This window comes from Luteibacter sp. (genome assembly GCF_009912395.1).
Classification (GTDB): domain Bacteria; phylum Pseudomonadota; class Gammaproteobacteria; order Xanthomonadales; family Rhodanobacteraceae; genus Luteibacter.
On the sequence record NZ_WNDO01000018.1, the window covers coordinates 20,219 to 37,844 of the forward strand.

The window sequence follows — 17,626 nt, forward strand, 5'->3', positions numbered from 1 at the left end:
TCGAAGGGGACACCATGCACGTCGGAAGAAAACTTGCCATGCTCAATCCACGCACCAGTCAGTTCCGTGTTGGCTCAGGTGGCCTACCCGCCATCGTGGCCACCGATGTGGCTGCCGCCCTTGGTATGGTTGAGCCGGGGATCGGCCGCGAGATGCTGTGCCGGGTCTGGTGGCCCGACGGCGCGAAGCTGACCGCGCACGAGCTGAAGAACTTGGTCGACGAGATGATGCGCGAGGAATGGGCCCGCCGCGAGTCGTCAATGCTTGACGCGACCCTGGCAGTTGCAATGCGCGGTAGCCGGGCTCAGGGCGTGTATGCGACTGCGCACGCTGCTCGCTGGCCCCGAATGATTGTGCGCGAGCATGAGGTGCCGGTGGCAGCTTCTGGATACGGGAGGGTCCGTGATGCCGTTCTTGAAGAGCTGGCGAGCGCCGGGCTATGCCAGGCATGTCTTGGTCGTGGTGAGGTCGCCAACGACATGCGTGTTTACCGAATCTGCAAGGATTGCAGCGGCCAGGGTCACCTGCGCGTCAGTGAGCGCTCTCGCGCCGACCTGTGTGGATTTTCGTGGAAGACCTACCGCGAGGGTTGGGCATCGGTCTACGATTGGACCTTTCAGGCTTGCACCGATGACCTTCACAGGGCGGAGCGCCAATTCCAAGGAGCAATGGCATGACGGCTGAAATGGACTACCTGGCTATGCTCGAACACAGTTGGCGGGATGCCTCCGAAATCCACGGGGATCCCGATCAGACGCGCGCTGGGTTCCTGTCGATGCACGTATTCAACTTTACCACCTACGACGGTGATCAGGACGAGATTTTGGTCGCGAAGGCGGTTGAGGTGTGCCAGGCGATCAGCGGCAAAGCGACTCACGCATACATATCGCAGAGTGCCGATCACTACACATGGTATCTCGTCATGTGCAACATGCCTTTCTTTGCCAGCGCAATCAGCTGGGGTACCTCTATCCGCGGCGCATGGTGGTCAGAGCCATACGACAGCAGGGGTGCTGGCCCGATCGTGCTGCATTCCAGCGGACTGTATGACGGCGACGAGCAGCTGGTCAAACTCGAATTTACGCGGGCTGAGTGGGAGCGCTTCATTGCAGCGGTGATCGCCTTCGCGGATGCTGGGAAGAAAGTGGGTGGGTGATGCCCACCCAAAAAATCACTATCCTCGCGCCTAGTGATAGAACCCACTGAAGCCCGGCCATGCGCTGGGCTTCGTCGTTTTCGTCCCGCCGCGGGGACGATCGGCCGGCACGCTCCTCCCCTGGCGTGCCGGCCAACTTATTAGGAGCCACCATGTTGACCAAGGAAATCGCCACCGAGATCGGTGTCGCGGCGGGTAAGCTGGCGCCCCCTGCGGCCGTCGTGACGGCAGCCGCCAGCGGATACACGCTGCAAGATTGGGTCAGCATCGCGACGCTTGCATATCTGGGCCTCCAGGCGCTCTACCTTGCATGGAAGTTCCACCGAGAGCGCCGCGCTTCGAGGACGCCCGCGTGAAGGGCCGCGTCGTCACCGGTGTCGCCGCGCTCGCTCTGTCGATCGCCGCCGGCCTGGTGGCCAAGTTCGAGGGCACGCGGTACACGGCGTACCCCGACCCGGCGACGAAGGGTGCTCCGTGGACGATCTGCGAGGGTCACACCCGTGGGGTCAAGCAGGGCGACACCGCCACGCGTGCCCAGTGCGACGATTATCTGCGCCAAGACCTCGCCGAGGCCAACGACGCGATCGACCGGTGCATCACAGCGCCCCTCAGTGTCAACCAGCGTGCAGCGCTGATCTCGGCGGTGGTCAATGCTGGGCCGCCCCTGGTGTGCGGCTCGACGCTCCAGCGAAAGGCCAACGCGGGTGACCTAGCCGGCATGTGCGCGGAGCTGTCGCGCTGGACGTGGGCTGCCGGCAGGCAGTTGCCCGGCCTCGTTCGCCGCCGCGCTGAAGAGCGTGTCCTGTGCGAGCGTGCCGCGTGATCCCGCTCCGCATCGTTGCCTGGGCCGTCGGCTTGTCGCTGCTGATCGCCGCCTATGGAGCTGGCCATCACGTTGCCACGCTCACTGGTGATGCCGCCCTCTCCGCCGAGCGCTCGGCCCGAGAGCAGGAGCGCACCGCGCTGGCCAACCAGCGGGCGGACGCCATCAACGCGCGCCTGATCGCCGAGGGAAAGCAGGCAGATGCCATCAACAAGGCCGCGCAGGCCTACCAGCAAGGGAAGACCGATGCAGTACATGCTGCCGACCAGGCTATTGCCGATCTCGCTGCTGGCAATCGCCGGCTGCGCGACCAGTGGGCGACCTGCCAGCGCACCACCGATGCAGTGTCATCTGCCGCCGGTGGACAGCGCCCTGATGGAGCGGACGGACTACGTGAAGACGGTATCCGACGTGTTCTTTCAGCCGTCGGCCAGTGCCAAGCCCAGCGCGACGCCCTCCAGCAGGCCCTGATTACCGAGAGGATTTCACCGTGAGCCAGAGAGCTATACGCGTCGTCGCGCCGAAAGCAGGCGATGGTGTCGCCCAGTCGACCATGGGCACGAAGGTCATCCTTCCCGATGGTTCGGCCATGCCAGGTGTTACCCGCGTCGTCCTGGTGGGCGACGTCGGCAAGCCGTGGGTGGCTCACATTACCTGCCACGTCCAATACATCGACCTGACCGCCGAGCTGAAGACCACGACCAAGGCAGAGCCCGGTGCCACGGATGGCGCGCAGGTCGATGTGACCAGCATCGGTGACGAGGCCCGGAAATGGGAGATCCGTAAGGATGGCACCTTGCTTTGCGGCAATGCGTTGATCGCTGATGGCGTGCTGCACACGATCATCAATGGAGGCCCAGTCTCCTTCGGTGACGTGGCTGGTCAAGCCAAACCGACCGGGGCCACCGAGGTGATCGACTACTTGACCGGCGAGATCGGCAAGGCAGGGCTATCGCCGGAGCTGCTGCGTCAGATCAGTGATCCCGCGCCATCCCGGCGGAGTCTGTAGTGGCCCATCGACTGACCGAGCGACACGCGAGAGCGATAGAGACCGGCATATTGACCTGCACACTCCCCGTAGGTGATGTGCGGGAGCATGTCTGCCATGCCAGCTCCCTGATGATGCTTGCGGAGGACTTGGGGCGCGCTGAGGACGTGGCCCATCGCCGCCGATTGATCAAGGCGCTGTCTCAGGCGATGCGCTCCCTGCGTGCTTACGATGCGTCCACCCGCAAGAAGCGCGAACCACTGGTTAAACGAAATCGACCATGACCAGGCTTAGGACGCTCGGCAGCCGAGTGGCGATGGCGCCCTCGCGGCAGCCATCGACGCAGCGTGTTGCGGATCGCCGTATTACCGGCCGCGCCCTGCAAGAGCGCCGCTTACGGATCTGGTCGCGTGACCCGCACTGCGCAGGATGCGGACGACTGGTCGCAATGCACGAATTCGAGCTGGACCACAAGGTGGCCTTGGTGCGAGGCGGTGCCGATACGGACGAGAACTGCCAGGTGCTATGCACCGGGCCCGACGGCTGCCACCACCGCAAGACGCAGGTCGACCTCGGGCGCGCCCGCCGCGGCGACTGAGGGTGGGGGCGGGTCAAAAGTCTGAGCCGATCCGGCTCGGAAACCGACCGTCCTCTCACGCGCAGATTTTTCTCCCCTTTTGCGGGATTTGTTAACGGTGAATGTTAATGGCTCTGACCGATAAGAAGCGGCGGTTCATCGACGCGCTGCGGTCTGGCCTTGTCGGCGCCGAAGCCGCTCGCAAGGCCGGTTACAGCGCTGCGACCGCGGCACAGGCCGCTTCCCGACTGATGAAGGATCCGGTGGTGAAGTCCGGCGTGCTGAACGGCACGAAGGTAAACAAGTCCTCGCAGTCGAAGCCGGGCACCGAGACCGTCCGGCAGAAGGCGAAGCAGTACACGGACCCCGCCGAGTTCCTGACCGACCTGATGAATAACGCGATGGAGGACATCAAGCTCCGGAAGGAGGCCGCCGCAGCGCTGTTGCCCTACAAGCACAAGAAGCTTGGCGAGGGCGGCAAGAAGGACGCCGCCCAAGAAGCCGCTGCCAAGGTCGCGACCGGGCGCTTCGCGCCCAAGGCCCCGCCGAAGCTGGTCGTAAATAACCGCTGATGGACTGGACAACCGCCTGCCCGGACTGGGAGCGACGCATCGTCGCCGGCGAGTCACTGATCCCTTGCGGCGCTCTCTTTCCCGGAGAGGCCCAGGAGGCGCTTGACCTGTTCGGCAATTTGCGGATGGTCGACGCGACCGGCAGCCCGCTGATGTGCGAGACCGTGCGCACCTGGGTGACCGATTTCGTCGGCTGCATTTTTGGGGCATATGACCCGGAGCAGGGTCGCCGCCTGATCAATGAGTTCCTGCTCCTTATCAGCAAGAAGAACGGCAAGAGCACGATCGCGGCTGGCATCATGCTCACCGCGCTCCTGCTCAACTGGCGGTCCTCGGGCGAGTTCATCATCCTCGCGCCGACCAAGGAGGTCGCCGACAACAGCTACAAGCCGATCCGGGACATGGTGGCTGCGGACGAAGAGCTGAAGGCCCTGCTCCAGGTGCAGGACCATCTGCGCACCGTGACCCACCGCGGCACGCGTGCGACGCTGAAGGTGGTGGCAGCGGACAGCGACACGGTCTCGGGCAAGAAGGCCATCGGGGTCTTCGTCGACGAGCTTCACGAGTTCGGCATGCAGGCCAAGGCGGCCAACATGCTACTTGAGGCTACAGGCGGACTGGCATCGAGGCCCGAGGGCTTCGTCATCTACGCCACCACGCAGTCGGCGAACCCGCCCGCAGGGGTGTTTAAGCAGAAGCTGGACTACGCGCGCATGGTGCGCGATGGCGAGGTGCAGGACCGGACGTTCCTGCCGGTGCTGTACGAGTTTCCGAGGGCAATGATCGCCTCCGGTGCGCACCGCGACCTGGCCAATGCCTACGTGACGAACCCGAACTGGGGCCTGTCCGTCGACCAGCCATTCATCGAGAAAAAGCACCGAGAGGCGACCACTGCCGGCGAGGCAGATTTTCGGCTGTTCCTCGCGAAGCACCTCAACGTCGAGATCGGCATGGCGCTGCGCGCCGACCGCTGGCCCGGCGCGGAGTTCTGGGAGGCTCAGGCGCGCTCGTTTGTGACGCTCGACTACCTGCTGGACCACAGCGAGGTCGTCGATGTAGGTATCGACGGTGGTGGCCTCGACGACTTGCTCGGCGCGGCAGCCATTGGTCGCCACCGCGAAACGGGCGACTGGCTCCTGTGGGCGCGTGCATGGGCGCATCCGTCAGTGCTTGAGCGCCGAAAGGAGGTCGCCCCAGCGTTGCAGGACTTCGCCAAGCAGGGTCACCTGGTCCTCGTGCGCCAGATCGGCGACGACGTGCGCGAGGTAGCCGCGATCGTCGCGCGCATCGAAGGCACAGGCCTTCTGGACATGGTGGGCGTGGATCCCGCAGGCCTCGGTGGTGTTCTCGACTCGCTAGAGGACGCAGAGGTGCCGAAAGAAAAGATCGTCGGTGTCAATCAGGGCTGGAAGCTGGGCGGCGCGATCAAAACGCTGGAGCGGAAGCTCGCCGAAGGCACGGCGATCCATGGTGGCCAGCAGCTACTGGCGTGGTGCGTGGGAAATGCGCGCGTCGTCCTGACCAGCAACGCCATCAACATCACCAAGCAGGCCAGCGGCACGGCGAAGATCGACCCGCTGATGGCCCTTTTCAATGCGGCATCGTTGATGTCGTTGAATCCCGCGGCCCGTGGACCATCGGTCTATGAGACCCGCGGCATCCGCTTCCTCTGAGGAGCACCATGAGATTTTTCGACTACTTCCGGCGCGGCGCTGACGCGTCGGCGGCGGCCGAACACAGTCAGCCTGGCGAACGTGTGCGCTTCGTGGATACACGGGCGCAAGGGCCGGCGTTTTCCGGGCTCACCGATCCGGCATTGCTCGAATACATGCGTGAAGGCGTCAGCGGCGGCGACTACGGTCGCCGGCTGGAGCAGCTTCGCAACATGACCGCATTGCGCTGCGTATCGCTCATTTGCGGATCGATGGGGCGGCTGCCTCTCAACTTGATTGCGAATGACTCGACCAAGGCGATGCAGACCAGCCACCCGGCGTATCGTCTTCTGAAGCGCAGGCCGAATCCGTGGCAAACGCCGTTCGAGTTCAAGTCGCAGCTCCAGATGCATCTTCTGCACCGGGGGCACGGATACGCGCGAATTATCGGATCCCGTCGCCGTCCAACCGCCCTCATTCCCATGGATCCGGACGCCGTGCAGGCCACGCTTGGATCGGATTGGACGATGCAGTACCAGTACACATCGCCCGGCGGCAGCGTGATCGATCTATCTCAGGATGAGGTCTTTCACATCCGTGACCTGAGCTACGACGGGGTAGGTGCAATCGCCCGCATGCGGTTGGCCTCCGCAGCGCTTGGCCTGGCAAAGGACGCCGAAGAAGCAGCTTCGCGGACGTTTCGTACGGGTGTCATGGCGGGCGGCGCAATCGAGTCGCCCAATGACCTCAGCGATAAAGCCTATGGCCGGATGAAAGATTCCCTTGACACGGAATACTCCGGCCCAGAGAACGCCAACCGGTGGATGTTGTTGGAAGAGGGCGCCAAAGCCAACCCGTTCCCAACGACTGCGGCGACAGCCCAGCACATCGAGAACAGGAACGCCCAGATTGAAGAGGTCGGGCGCGGCTTCGGGGTGCCTCGGCCGCTGCTCAACATGGATGACACCAGTTGGGGAAGCGGCATTGAGCAGCTGGGCATCTTTTTTACCGATTACACGCTCGCCCCCTGGATGACAGCGTGGGAAGAGGCATGCGCACGCTCTTTTCTATCGGACTCCGAGACGGAGAGACTGGTCTTCAAGTTCAACCAGCACGCCCTATTGCGCGGGCGTCTGTCCGACCAGGCGGATTTCTTTGCCAAGGCGCTCGGCGCCGGCGGGCAGCAGCCCTTCATGTTCGCCAACGAGGTGCGCGACCGGCTGGACCTGCCGGGTGTCGATACACCCGAGGCAAACGAGCTTCGCAACCCCATGACGCAGAAACCGAGGAATCCCGATGAGCCTTCTGCAACTGCCTGAAATCCGGGCGGACATGAGTCTGGCCCACCTGAACTTTGATCTTCGGCCGGATGCGATCCAGCAGTGGGAGCCCGAACTGCAGGCGGCGGCTTCCGACCCCGCGACGTCGATCTCCATTTATGGGCCGATTGGCCCGAGCATGGACGGCAGTGGCGTCACGGATCGTTCCATCGCCGCCGCGCTGCGCTCGATTGGCGCACGTGATCTGACGGTGAACGTCAACTCGCCGGGTGGCAATTATTTCCAGGGCGTGGCGATCTACAACCTGCTCCGTCAGCACCAGGGCAAGGTCACCATCAACGTGCTTGGCATGGCAGCTTCTGCCGCCTCCCTGCTCACGATGGCCGGCGACGACATCCTGATGGGCGAGGGTGCTCGGCTGATGATCCACAACGCCTGGGGCGCTGTCATTGGGAACCGGCACGACCTCGCCAAGGCGATCACGCAAATGGAGCCGCTGGACGCCGATATGGCGAATGCTTACGCGATGCGTAGTGGCCTTCCGTTGGAGCGCGTGACATCGCTCATGGATGCCGAGACGACATTCTCTGCATCCCAGGCTATCGGCCAAGGCCTGGCGACTGGTCACCTGCAAGCCAACCGGGTGCAGCGGGGTGCATCGGGCGGCGGTCAGCGCAAAGCCATGGCGATGGTCGAGACGGCGCTCGCGAGCGCTGGCCTGTCCCGTTCCGAGCGCCGCGAGACGCTCCGCTCCCTCTTTTCTGGCACGCCGAGCGCTGCCGAACCTGCCATGCCGTGCGCTGGCGACGATATCGCAGCCTTGCTGCGGACGACCCTCCACACCATCCGAGGCACCAACGCATGAACATGAAGAATTCCATCCCCCGTGGCCTTATGTCGGTCCGCGCGGAAGCAAGCAACCCGAGCCAGGGCGAGATCAAGGCTCTGGTCGAGGGGATCAACCAGGCTTTCGAGACGTTCAAGGCCGAACACAACCAGCAGCTGGAAGCGATCAAGCAAGGCAACGCCGATGCACTCCAGGCGCTCAAGGTGGAGCGCATAAACGACGAAATCAGCGAACTGCAGGCATCTCTGGACAAGATCCATCTGCAGATCGCCTCTGCGCAGATGCAGGGCGGCGAGAAGCTGCAGGACAAGGACTACTCCGAGGCATTCCGGGCGCACTTCGCCAAGGGCGATGTGCAGGCATCCCTGAACAAGGGCGCGGCCGAGGAGGGTGGTTACCTTGCCCCGGTGGAGTGGGACCGTACGATCACGGATCGACTCGTCGAAGTGTCGGCGATGCGTCAGCTCGCTACCGTGCAGCCGGTGAGCGGCGCGGGCTTTACGAAGCTGTTCAACATGGGTGGCACTGCGTCCGGCTGGGTCGGCGAGACCGATCAGCGTCCGGAGACGGCGACCAGCAAGCTGGCATCCCTCGGGTTCAACTGGGGCGAAATCTACGCCAACCCGGCGGCAACCCAGGGCATGCTTGACGATGCGGAGATCGACGCCGAGGCATGGCTTGCGGGCGAAGTACAGACCGAGTTCTCGAAGCAGGAGGGCGCCGCTTTCTGGTCTGGTAACGGCGACAAGAAGCCGAGCGGTATCCTCACGTACGTGACGGGCGGGACGAACGCAGCCAAGCACCCGTTCGGCGCCATCAAGGTGGTGAATAGCGGCGCAGCGGCGACGATTACGAGCGACGGCCTGCTGGACCTGGTCTACGACTTGCCTGCGGCGTTCACCCCGAATGCTCGATTTGCCCTGAACCGTCGTTCGCTCGGCGTTATCCGAAAACTCAAGGACGGGCAGGGCAATTACCTATGGCAGCCGTCCTACGTGGCGGGCCAGCCGTCGACGATCCTCGGTTTCGCCGCGTCGGAAACCCCGGACATGCCGGATGTCGCGGCCAATTCGATTGCCGCGCTCTTCGGTGACTTCAAGCGAACGTACCTGGTGCTCGACCGCAAGGGCGTCCGCGTCCTCCGCGACCCGTACACCAACAAGCCCTACGTCATGTTCTACACGACAAAGCGCGTGGGCGGTGGCGTGATGAACACGGAGCCGATGCGAGCGCTGAAGATCGCCGCCGGCGCTTGATGCAACACGGCGGGCCGCTTCGGTGGCCCACCGCTCTACTGGAGAAACAAAATGCCCAAGCTCACCAAGTCTTTCCGCGGCGTTCCCGACGGCGCGATCTACCCTGTCGAGTACGCGGCTGGCGACGATTGCCCTGCCGAACTGGTGGCGGCTGCCACGTCACTCGGCGCGCTCGATAAGGAGGCGCCGACACTTACGCCCGGTCAGCAGTTCGTCGCCGGGAAGGCTGCGGATGTGATCGCCAGCCTGGACGGTCAGACCGATGTGGATCTGCTAAAGCAGGCCCGTGAGGCCGAAGCCGGCGCAAGCAACAGCCGCTCCACCGTCCTCGCGGCCATCGACGCGGCCATCGAGAAGCTGGGCGGCGGTCAGGGCTGATTGATGAGCCTTATCAGCCTCGCGGATGCAGCCGCCCATTGCCGTGTCGATTCGGACTATCCAGCCGAACAGCTGCAGGGCTACGTGGACGGAGCCGAAGCGGCCGCAGCGGCCTACCTGAATTGCGCCATCTTCCAGAGCCAGGGCGCGCTCGACACGGCTGTCGATGGAATTCCCGCCAAGGCTGCCGAGGCCGCTGCCTTGTATGCCGGTGCGATTGAAGCTGCCGCTGCGCTCCAGGACGTTGACGAGCGCCGTGCGTTTATCGAGGTCGCCACTAAGCGTCGCGATGATGCCGCGTTGTCGCGCGCCCGCCTGCTGAACGGTGTGGTGGCGAACCCGGCGATCCTCAGTGCCATCAAGCTGACCCTTGGCACGCTCTTCGCCAACAGGGAGGACGTCGCCATCGCGAACAACGTGCTGGAGCTTCCGCTCAGCGCTCGTGTTCTGCTTCGCCCCTATCGAAGGGTCATGTCGCCGTGACGCTCCGGGCTGGCGACATGACTCACCGGCTGCGCATCGAGAAGCTTGTGCAGGCCACCAATCCCGATTTGGGCGGTCCGGTCGGAGACCCCGTGTGGACGCCTTTGGCTACGGTATGGGCGCGTAGGAAAAATACGCTCCGTGCGACGGCCGAGGCATTGGCGAGCGGCACGGTGGTCGCACCCGTGCAGGTGCAGTGGGATATGCGGCCCAGGCCCATGGACGCGCCATTGCGTCTCGTCGGTGACGGCGGCGACCACGACGGCGTGATCTACGACATCAAGAACATCGGCATCAGCAATGACCGGAGCGAGATGGCGGTGATGTGCACGTCTGGGGCCTCGAATGGCTGACTTCGACATCGAGATCGAAGGGTTGGACGACCTGGAGCGACGCCTCAACGACATTGCCGGCCCAGGCGCTCGTCGATCCCTATCAAAAGGGCTCCGCCAGGGGGCGAATGTCGTCCTGAAAGAGGCGCGTCAGCGCGTGCGCAAGAAAACCGGCGCGACTGCCAAGGCAACGAAGACCAAGAGCCAGGGACAGCAGGGCCAGGACATCATCTATTCGGTGGTGAGCAACAAGGTAGGCCGCTTGCTCGAAACGGGCACATCGAAGATGCCGCCTTACCCCTTTATCAGGCCCGCGGCGGAAACGAAGGCGTCCGAAGCGGTGGAAATCATGCGTGCCGTGACCTTGGCCGCGATTGAGGCGGAGGCAGCGAAGCGGTGAGCATCAAATCAGCCGTATACGCCGCGATCAAAGATGTCGTGGCGACATTTCCCGTTGTCGCGCCGCAAGGCACCAAGCCGCCCTATCTGCGCTATTCGGGCATCGGTGACCGGGACGAGTCGACCTATGACGCCGATGGCATGGGCGCGACCTCGGGAACCATCCAGATCGACTCGTTCGCGCTCTCCTACGCGGACGCCGTGCGCAACCTCGCCGCGGCACGCGCGGCCCTGTACGCATCACCTGGCGTGACCGTCGGCGAGATCGTGGGCCTGCCGGACGACTACGAGGGGGACACCAAGCTGTTCAAGGTTTCGATGCAGGTCGAGGCCTGGGAATAACCACCGCGACAGCGGGCAGTTCGCCGGTACACCGGCACCTCAACAGGCCGCCTTCGGGTGGCCTTTTTTCTTGGAGCAAAGCATGGCTACCAGCAACAAAGCCAAGAGCACCCAGCTGCGCAAGCTGGAAGTCGGCACGTCCTTGACCGGTACGTTCACGAAGATCGGCCAGCTGTCGGATACGAACTTCTCCACCGGCTCCGCCCAGTATCTGGACGCGACCAACTACGACAGCGCCCGCAAGGAGTACATCGCCGCGCTGGACGACGTCCAGGACATGACCATCCAGTTCCAGCGTGTGGTTGACGATGCCGGGCAGAACATCCTCCGCGACGCCTGCTTCGCTTCGCCGCGCACGACGCTCTTTTTCAAGGGCACCACGGGGCAGGGCGAAACGATGACGTTCGAGAGCGAGGCCGGCGGCTGGCAGGTGAATGGTGGCGCGAATACCGTCGAGACCGCCCAGGCCACGGTACGCCCCCGCAACATCGTGTGGGCCGGCCCGGCCCCGCAGGGAGGTGGCTAATGCCGCTGCTCACGAAGGACCAGATCCTCAGCGCCGACCGGAAGAAATCCAAGGACGTGAAAGTCCCCGAATGGGGCGGTAGCGTCCGGTTGCAGGAGTTGTCGGCCAGTGATCGCGATCTCTGGGAGTCGGAGCAGATCACGGTCTCGCCCGACGGCTCGGGCGCGAAGTTCAACCCCAAGCATGCTCGCGCACGCTTGATCGTACGCTCCCTGGTCGACGAGAACGGCCGCCGGCTGTTCTCGGACGACGAAGTGGCCGCCGTGGGCAGCCTGTCGGCCTCGACGGCGCAGAAGCTGTTCAACGAGGCCCGCAAGCTTAACGCGATCAGCAACGAGGACATCAAGGAGCTGGAGGGAAACTCCGACGCCGGCCCGAGCGACGGCGACTCTTCGACCTCTGCGAGCGCTTCGGCGTAGCGCATCCCTCGATTCTGCTCCGACAGCTCACGTCGAGCGAGCTGTCGGAGCTGATCGCCTACGGCCGCCTGCATCCCATTTCGCCCGGGCTTGAGCGGATGCTGGCCCGTGTTGCCCACATGACCGCCATCGGCGGAAGCGTGCAAGTCAACGAGGAACCCATCCCGTTGCGCGAGCACTTCATCAGTTCGTTTCCGGAAGATCCCTGACCGTGGCGACGATCGCGCAAATCCGTGCCGACCTGGTCGGCTCCAGTGCCAGCTACCGCGCCGAGATGATTTCGGCTGCCCGGCAGACGAACGAATCGCTGGGCCAGATCCGCAAGGAAGTCGGTGCCACGGCGGACAGCATCAAGGCGCTGAACGTCGCTGCCGCCGGCTTCGTCGGCTTCGAGGCGCTGAAGGGTGGAGTGCAGCAGCTCCTCGACGCCCAGAAGGCTGCGCAGCAGATTCACTATTCGCTGCTCAGTGCCACGGGGTCGAGTACGGCGGCTGACGCTGCGTACAAGCAGGTGGCGGACACGGCCGAGCGCCTGGGCTTGGACCTGCAGTCGTCCGCACTGGGTTTCTCGTCGATGTCCGCGGCGGCGAGTGCCAACGGCGTCGCCATGAAGGACCAGATCGCCCTGTTCGACGGGCTCGCTCGTAGTTCGACGGTCCTGCATCTCTCATCCGAGCAGACCGGACGCGCAATCACGGCGCTCAGCCAGATGTTCGGCAAGGGCAAGATCCAGGCCGAGGAGCTGCGGCAGCAGCTGGGCGACGCTATTCCCGGCGTCGTGCCGCGGTTCCAGCAGGCCGTCCTGGAGATGACCAAGGGCACCGACCTGGCCGGCAAGTCGTTCGACCAGCTTTTGCAGAACGGCGACCTCACGGTTACCCGCTTCATGCCGGCTCTGGTGGCGGCGCTGAACCAGACGGGGCAGGGCGCCGAGCAGGCGGCCAATGGCCTCAACGCGTCCATCAACCGGCTGGCCACCGAGTGGTTCAAGCTGAAAACGGACCTGTCCGGCGGCCTGTTCAGCGACGCGGCGATTGCGAGCGTTGACCTGATGGCGCGCAACCTGGAGCACATCGCCGGCGCGGCAGGTATTGCCGGCGGTGTCGTGGTCGCACGTCTAGCGGGTAAGGGGCTGAGCGGGGCATACGACGGCGTCACAAGCTATGTGAGCCAGCAGCGTGAGGCTCGCGCTGCCGCGGTGGCGACGGCCGAGTTGGCCGAGGCAAATGCCGCTGCTGCAGTTGCAGAGGTCCGCCAGAACGAGGCAGCGCTCGCCGGCGTGACCACGGCGAGGCAGCAGGCGTTTGCTCAGCGCGAGGCTGCGCAGGCGCTCTATCAAAAGGCGCTGGCGGAGAACGAGGCGGCTCAAGCCACTTTGGCTCACCAGGCCAACGCCGCGGGGTTGTCGGCCAATTACCGAGCACAGCGCATCGCCGCAGCTGACGCTGCAGTCGCCCAGGCCAATCTCAACCGGGCCCAGGCGCAGTACGACAGTGCCATTGCCGGTGGCAACGCCCTCAAGCAGCAACAGATCGTTCTTGAGGGCCGCCTGATCGAGGCGCGAGCAGCAAGTGCGGCCGCAGCAGAAGCAGAGGCGCTTGCCGAGCGACAGCTGGCGGCAACGAGCACAGCAGGCTTGTTGGCACGAGGCGCGGCCGGTCTCGGCAACTTCGCGCTTGGCCTTGTTGGCGGCCCATGGGGCGCCTTGGTGGCTACCATCGGCGCCGTTGGCTACGCGATCTACGATGCGCAAAAGCGTTCGGAGGATTACAGAAAGGAGACCGACGAGCAGGTGAAGTCCCTGCAGCAGCTTCGCCAGGAGGCCGAGCTGACGGCGAAGACGTTCGGCTCTCTTGACGGATCGATGACCTTCAAGGGCGGCGTGGAGCAGTACAAGCAGGACTCCCAACAGATCGCGGCACAGCGTCAAGAGCTGGCGGACCTGGAGGCTCAAGCCCAGAAGTTGCGCGACACGCTCGCCGCTCGGTCGGGCGTCCAGGGTGGCGCAGGGAATGCCATCGCTGACGCCCTTGATGAAAGAAGGCTTGAGCAGGTCACGCAGCGCATCGACGCGCTGCGCGCGCAGATCGGGCCGACCGCGAGCGCGGTGGATGCGCTCGGGAACAAGCTCGCAGGCAACCTGGCGCCGTCGATCGCCACCGTGCGACAGGCGCTCGACGAGCTGGCTAAGGGTAAGCCGTTGCTCGACGTTGTTTTCGACATGTCTGCCGGTTTCGACAAGGGTGTAGCCGCGGCCGATGCCGCGTTGACGGCGGTTCGCGCGACCCAGCAGAAATTCGAGAGCGAGGCCAAGTCGCTCACCGATAAGGCGGCGACGGACGGGATGAACAACGTCCAGCGCATACAGTACGAATACCGGCAGGCGCTCGCCAACCTGGACAAGCTGCAGGGCCCGGACCGCGATGCTCGCTTGCGGCAGCTCAACACATCGTACGCGGCCGACGTCCAGGCGGGCGCGCGGCTGGATGCGGCCGACGCGGCGAAGAAAGCGGCATCGGAGGCGATGGCCCAGGCGAAGCGCTGGAAGGAGCAGGCCGATAGCCTGAACAACTCGCTCCTGCAGACGAAGAACGAGCTGACCGCGCAGCTGGATTCCACCCAGAAGCTCACCCCGGCCGAGAAGCAGCTGCAAGACATCCTCGGCGGAACGAACGAGGCCTATAACCACGCCGCCGAGTCCCTGAAGACCCGGATGCTGGCCCAGGCGCGCTCGAACGCCGAGCTGGCCAAGGAAATCGAGCTGCAGCAGCAGGCCGCTGCAGCTGCGGCCCGATCGGCCGCGCTGCGCGACCAGTTGGATTCCCGGATCGACCGGCAGCGTGAAGCCGGTGACCTGGCTGTCGCCGGCGTCGGCCATGGCCAGGAGATCACCCAGCAGCTGCAGGAAGAGCTGCGGATCCGCCAAGACTTCGATCGCCAGCGGATGCAGTACGACAAGCAGGCCAACCTGCTCAAGCCGGGTGTCGCCGGTGCCGTCGGTACGAAAGAGTACGACAGCGACGTTGCCGCCATGCAGGCCAGCCTGCAGCAGTCCCTGGCGATCTATCGGGCGAGTGCGCAGGCCAAGTTGGAGGCGGAACGCGATTGGACCAACGGCGCGCAGGCCGCGCTGGAGGACTATGCCTCATCCGCCAATGATGTCGCAGGGCAGACGCAGCAGGCCTTCCAAACGGCCTTCAGTGGCCTGGAGGACGCGCTTGTTCAGTTTGCGCAGACAGGGAAGCTGAGCTTCACGTCGCTGGCGAATTCGGTCATTGCGGACATCGTCCGGATGCAGGTCCGAGCGGCCTCTAGCGGTCTCTTCCAGATGGCTGCCGGTGCTCTGGGGTCCATGTTCGGCTACGACGCCAGTGGGGGTGCTGGCGCAGCTACATACGGAAACAACGGCCAGGTCACGCACGTCGATTTCGGCGGCGGCCGTGCGACGGGCGGCGGCACCACGGGCGGCGTCCTGTACGAAGTAGCCGAACGGGGCCCCGAGCTGTACACGTCTGGCGGCCGCACCTACTTGTTGAACGGCGAGGATGGTCATGTAACGCCGGCCTCTTCGGGATCGGGATCAACAGGCGGCGCGAGTCGTGCGCCTGGAGGCATCACCGTGAATATCACGAACAACACCCAGGCGCGCGTAACGACTCGCCCCGGGCGCGGCGCCGACGGCATGCCCTCCATGGATGTCTTTATCGACATGATGGATGAAGCCCTCGCCGGTCGTATCGACAATGGCAGCAGCAAGGCCGGGCACGCAATGGCGCGGCGCACCGGAACCAGTATGGCGACGAACCTCTGATGGCAACCATTCCTCGCTGGCCGGACACGCTGCCGGCACCCATGATCGACGGATACGCCGCGAAGGCACGCCCGACGTTCGTCCGAACCGAAATGGACAGCGGCTACGCACGTCAGCGTCGCAGGCAGGTCAATGGACCGGTCACGTTTCAGCAGGTGTGGCGCATCAGCCAGCCGCAGTTGGCGATCCTCGATGCATGGTTCGAAAACCAGGCGTTCGGCGGCGCGGCCTGGGTGTCGATGCCGGTAATGACAGGGCATGGCAAGGTCTACTTGCAATGTCGATTCACTGATACCCCGGATCGTCGCTCGGTGTCCGGCTCGAAGAACTGGGACATCTCGGCGACGCTGGAGACATACAGCAAGGTAGTCCCCAATGGCTGAATTTTCCGAGGCGCTGAAGGAGGCGTACGCGTCGAATCCTGTCGGCGACGTCGTCATGGAGACCTTGGAGTTCCTGCACCCTTCGTTCGTGGACGAGAACGGAAACCCCGATTCGTTACGCCTGGTCAACGACGGTGCCGACCTCTATGCGACGCTGGAAGCCTCCGCGCCCCACCTGCCAGGGCAAACCGTGCGGTTCATGGCGTTCGCTTTCACTGCGAAGCCACCGGGATTCGAGAGTGGCCAGACGCCGAACCTGGTCATCACCGTGGATAACGTCGGCCGGGAGCTGACGGCCCAGTTGGAGGCTGCTACGGCATCTCAAGTGCCAGTGCAGGTCATCTATCGCATCTACCTGATCACGGACCTTTCGGGGCCGCAAATGGATCCGCCCATCATGATGAACATGATCAAGGCCAGCGCCGACGTCATGAAGGTGCAGGTGACCGCGACGCTGGACGACGTTACCAACATCCCGTTCCCGCGCCGCCTGTACACCCCGGACGACTTCCCGGGGCTTGTGCGATGACTCCGGCGGAGATCAACACGTACATTGGTCGTCCGTACCGCCTCGGTGCGGATGGCCCGGACGAGTTCGACTGCCGTGGACTCGTGTGCGACGTGCTGCAGCGGCATTTCGGGCGCGATGTGCCGTCGCTGCCAGTCGGTCCCGAACTGGCCGCCCTTTGGTCCGAAAGGATGGGCGCCGGCGCGTGGGAGACGGTCGACACCCCGGCCCACGGCGACGCCGTGGTGATGCGCGGCGGCTCGGACCCTCATGTAGGGGTCTACCTGGATTCGGCCGGCCCGGGCGTCCTGCATGCCTATGTAGCGGCCCGACAGGTCGTGTGGACGCCATTGGATCGGCTCCGGGCCATGGGCTTCGGGAGGCTGTCCTACGTCCGATGCCATGCTGTGGCACCATCGGCTCCAGTTTAAACAGGGAGATAGGCATGCGCCGACTAATCGTGATGGGCCTCGTTCTCGCTTGCGCGGGGTGTTCGGCAGTCCCGCCAAATTTCAATTCCGCACCTCCTGTGCCAGCGGATCGGGTGTTCGATCAGGCTCTCACCGTCCCTGGCACCGAAAAGGGTGAGATTTACCTCGTTCGATGGACTGATGCGGCCGGCGCCGCCATTGTCGATGCCCGTGTGTATATCGATGGACAGCGTGTTGCCAATTTAGCCAAGGGAGAGGGCTTCAGGGCCTTTGTTTCGTCGGGAAACCACACGGTCGGCGTGAAGGTCCTTGGTCTAGATTCAGCCGAACAGCCCGTGCGTACGCGGGATGTCGCTGTCGCAGCAGGTGATGTTCACCGTTATGAGATCTTCTGGGCCGGCGGCGGCTTCGACATACAGCCCCATTTATAGCTACCGACGTTCATTCTCATGCTTAAGGCCCG

General features: G+C 64.2%; 23 protein-coding genes. All 23 read left to right on the forward strand.

Annotation, left to right across the window (positions count from 1 at the left end):
• Window positions 1-38 precede the first annotated feature (38 nt).
• The 23 genes from GAK28_RS16020 to GAK28_RS16130 all read left to right on the forward strand — a co-directional run bounded on the left by GAK28_RS16020 (window position 39) and on the right by GAK28_RS16130 (window position 17,594).
• The gene (locus tag GAK28_RS16020; protein ID WP_291781297.1) at window positions 39-677 is read left to right on the forward strand and encodes a hypothetical protein; all 639 of its coding nucleotides are present in this window, start codon (window positions 39-41) and stop codon (window positions 675-677) included.
• The gene (locus GAK28_RS16025) at window positions 674-1,156 is read left to right on the forward strand and encodes a hypothetical protein (protein WP_291781300.1); all 483 of its coding nucleotides are present in this window, start codon (window positions 674-676) and stop codon (window positions 1,154-1,156) included. Before GAK28_RS16020 ends, GAK28_RS16025 begins: the two co-directional genes overlap by 4 nt.
• A 152-nt stretch (window positions 1,157-1,308) precedes the next feature.
• On the forward strand, window positions 1,309-1,512 hold the full coding sequence (locus GAK28_RS16030) for a hypothetical protein (RefSeq protein WP_291781303.1): 204 nt from the start codon (window positions 1,309-1,311) through the stop codon (window positions 1,510-1,512).
• Entirely contained in the window at window positions 1,467-1,979 is a 513-nt protein-coding gene (locus tag GAK28_RS16035; RefSeq protein ID WP_291781305.1) for a lysozyme, read from the forward strand. The genes GAK28_RS16030 and GAK28_RS16035 overlap by 46 nt, the downstream gene beginning before the upstream one ends.
• Window positions 1,976-2,473 (forward strand): hypothetical protein, encoded by a 498-nt coding sequence (locus GAK28_RS16040; protein WP_291781308.1) that lies wholly within the window; start codon window positions 1,976-1,978, stop codon window positions 2,471-2,473. The genes GAK28_RS16035 and GAK28_RS16040 overlap by 4 nt, the downstream gene beginning before the upstream one ends.
• Complete coding sequence (locus GAK28_RS16045; protein ID WP_291781311.1) at window positions 2,470-2,988, forward strand: hypothetical protein; 519 nt, start codon at window positions 2,470-2,472, stop codon at window positions 2,986-2,988. The genes GAK28_RS16040 and GAK28_RS16045 overlap by 4 nt, the downstream gene beginning before the upstream one ends.
• A 259-nt stretch (window positions 2,989-3,247) precedes the next feature.
• On the forward strand, window positions 3,248-3,565 hold the full coding sequence (locus GAK28_RS16050; protein WP_291781314.1) for an HNH endonuclease signature motif containing protein: 318 nt from the start codon (window positions 3,248-3,250) through the stop codon (window positions 3,563-3,565).
• A gap of 107 nt (window positions 3,566-3,672) precedes the next feature.
• On the forward strand, window positions 3,673-4,116 hold the full coding sequence (locus GAK28_RS16055; protein ID WP_291781317.1) for a terminase small subunit: 444 nt from the start codon (window positions 3,673-3,675) through the stop codon (window positions 4,114-4,116).
• Entirely contained in the window at window positions 4,116-5,789 is a 1,674-nt protein-coding gene (locus tag GAK28_RS16060) for a terminase large subunit (protein ID WP_291781319.1), read from the forward strand. The genes GAK28_RS16055 and GAK28_RS16060 overlap by 1 nt, the downstream gene beginning before the upstream one ends.
• Before the next feature lie 8 nt (window positions 5,790-5,797).
• A complete protein-coding gene (locus GAK28_RS16065) occupies window positions 5,798-7,087 on the forward strand; it encodes a phage portal protein (protein ID WP_291781321.1) in 1,290 nt (429 codons plus the stop codon).
• A complete protein-coding gene (locus GAK28_RS16070) occupies window positions 7,065-7,913 on the forward strand; it encodes a head maturation protease, ClpP-related (protein WP_291781323.1) in 849 nt (282 codons plus the stop codon). The genes GAK28_RS16065 and GAK28_RS16070 overlap by 23 nt, the downstream gene beginning before the upstream one ends.
• Window positions 7,914-7,915: 2 nt before the next feature.
• Window positions 7,916-9,151 carry a phage major capsid protein gene (locus tag GAK28_RS16075; protein WP_291781326.1) on the forward strand — a complete coding sequence of 412 codons (1,236 nt, stop codon included), beginning with the start codon at window positions 7,916-7,918 and terminating at the stop codon, window positions 9,149-9,151.
• 51 nt (window positions 9,152-9,202) lie between these two features.
• Window positions 9,203-9,529, forward strand: a complete 327-nt coding sequence (locus tag GAK28_RS16080) for a hypothetical protein (RefSeq protein WP_291781328.1) — start codon at window positions 9,203-9,205, stop codon at window positions 9,527-9,529.
• Window positions 9,530-9,532: 3 nt separating this feature from the next.
• The gene (locus tag GAK28_RS16085; protein WP_291781331.1) at window positions 9,533-10,012 is read left to right on the forward strand and encodes a head-tail connector protein; all 480 of its coding nucleotides are present in this window, start codon (window positions 9,533-9,535) and stop codon (window positions 10,010-10,012) included.
• A gap of 17 nt (window positions 10,013-10,029) precedes the next feature.
• Window positions 10,030-10,365 (forward strand): head-tail adaptor protein, encoded by a 336-nt coding sequence (locus tag GAK28_RS16090; RefSeq protein WP_291781333.1) that lies wholly within the window; start codon window positions 10,030-10,032, stop codon window positions 10,363-10,365.
• Window positions 10,358-10,744 carry an HK97-gp10 family putative phage morphogenesis protein gene (locus tag GAK28_RS16095; protein WP_291781336.1) on the forward strand — a complete coding sequence of 129 codons (387 nt, stop codon included), beginning with the start codon at window positions 10,358-10,360 and terminating at the stop codon, window positions 10,742-10,744. Before GAK28_RS16090 ends, GAK28_RS16095 begins: the two co-directional genes overlap by 8 nt.
• A complete protein-coding gene (locus GAK28_RS16100) occupies window positions 10,741-11,085 on the forward strand; it encodes a DUF3168 domain-containing protein (RefSeq protein ID WP_291781339.1) in 345 nt (114 codons plus the stop codon). The genes GAK28_RS16095 and GAK28_RS16100 overlap by 4 nt, the downstream gene beginning before the upstream one ends.
• Window positions 11,086-11,167: 82 nt before the next feature.
• On the forward strand, window positions 11,168-11,611 hold the full coding sequence (locus GAK28_RS16105) for a hypothetical protein (protein ID WP_291781342.1): 444 nt from the start codon (window positions 11,168-11,170) through the stop codon (window positions 11,609-11,611).
• The gene (locus GAK28_RS16110; protein ID WP_291781345.1) at window positions 11,611-12,030 is read left to right on the forward strand and encodes a phage tail assembly chaperone; all 420 of its coding nucleotides are present in this window, start codon (window positions 11,611-11,613) and stop codon (window positions 12,028-12,030) included. The genes GAK28_RS16105 and GAK28_RS16110 overlap by 1 nt, the downstream gene beginning before the upstream one ends.
• Before the next feature lie 211 nt (window positions 12,031-12,241).
• Window positions 12,242-15,841: a phage tail tape measure protein gene (locus tag GAK28_RS16115; protein WP_291781350.1), complete on the forward strand. Its 3,600-nt coding sequence runs from the start codon at window positions 12,242-12,244 to the stop codon at window positions 15,839-15,841.
• Entirely contained in the window at window positions 15,841-16,224 is a 384-nt protein-coding gene (locus GAK28_RS16120) for a hypothetical protein (protein WP_291781353.1), read from the forward strand. Before GAK28_RS16115 ends, GAK28_RS16120 begins: the two co-directional genes overlap by 1 nt.
• Window positions 16,217-16,753, forward strand: a complete 537-nt coding sequence (locus tag GAK28_RS16125) for a DUF1833 family protein (protein WP_291781356.1) — start codon at window positions 16,217-16,219, stop codon at window positions 16,751-16,753. The genes GAK28_RS16120 and GAK28_RS16125 overlap by 8 nt, the downstream gene beginning before the upstream one ends.
• A 424-nt stretch (window positions 16,754-17,177) precedes the next feature.
• The gene (locus GAK28_RS16130; protein WP_291781360.1) at window positions 17,178-17,594 is read left to right on the forward strand and encodes a hypothetical protein; all 417 of its coding nucleotides are present in this window, start codon (window positions 17,178-17,180) and stop codon (window positions 17,592-17,594) included.
• Window positions 17,595-17,626: the final 32 nt, after the last annotated feature.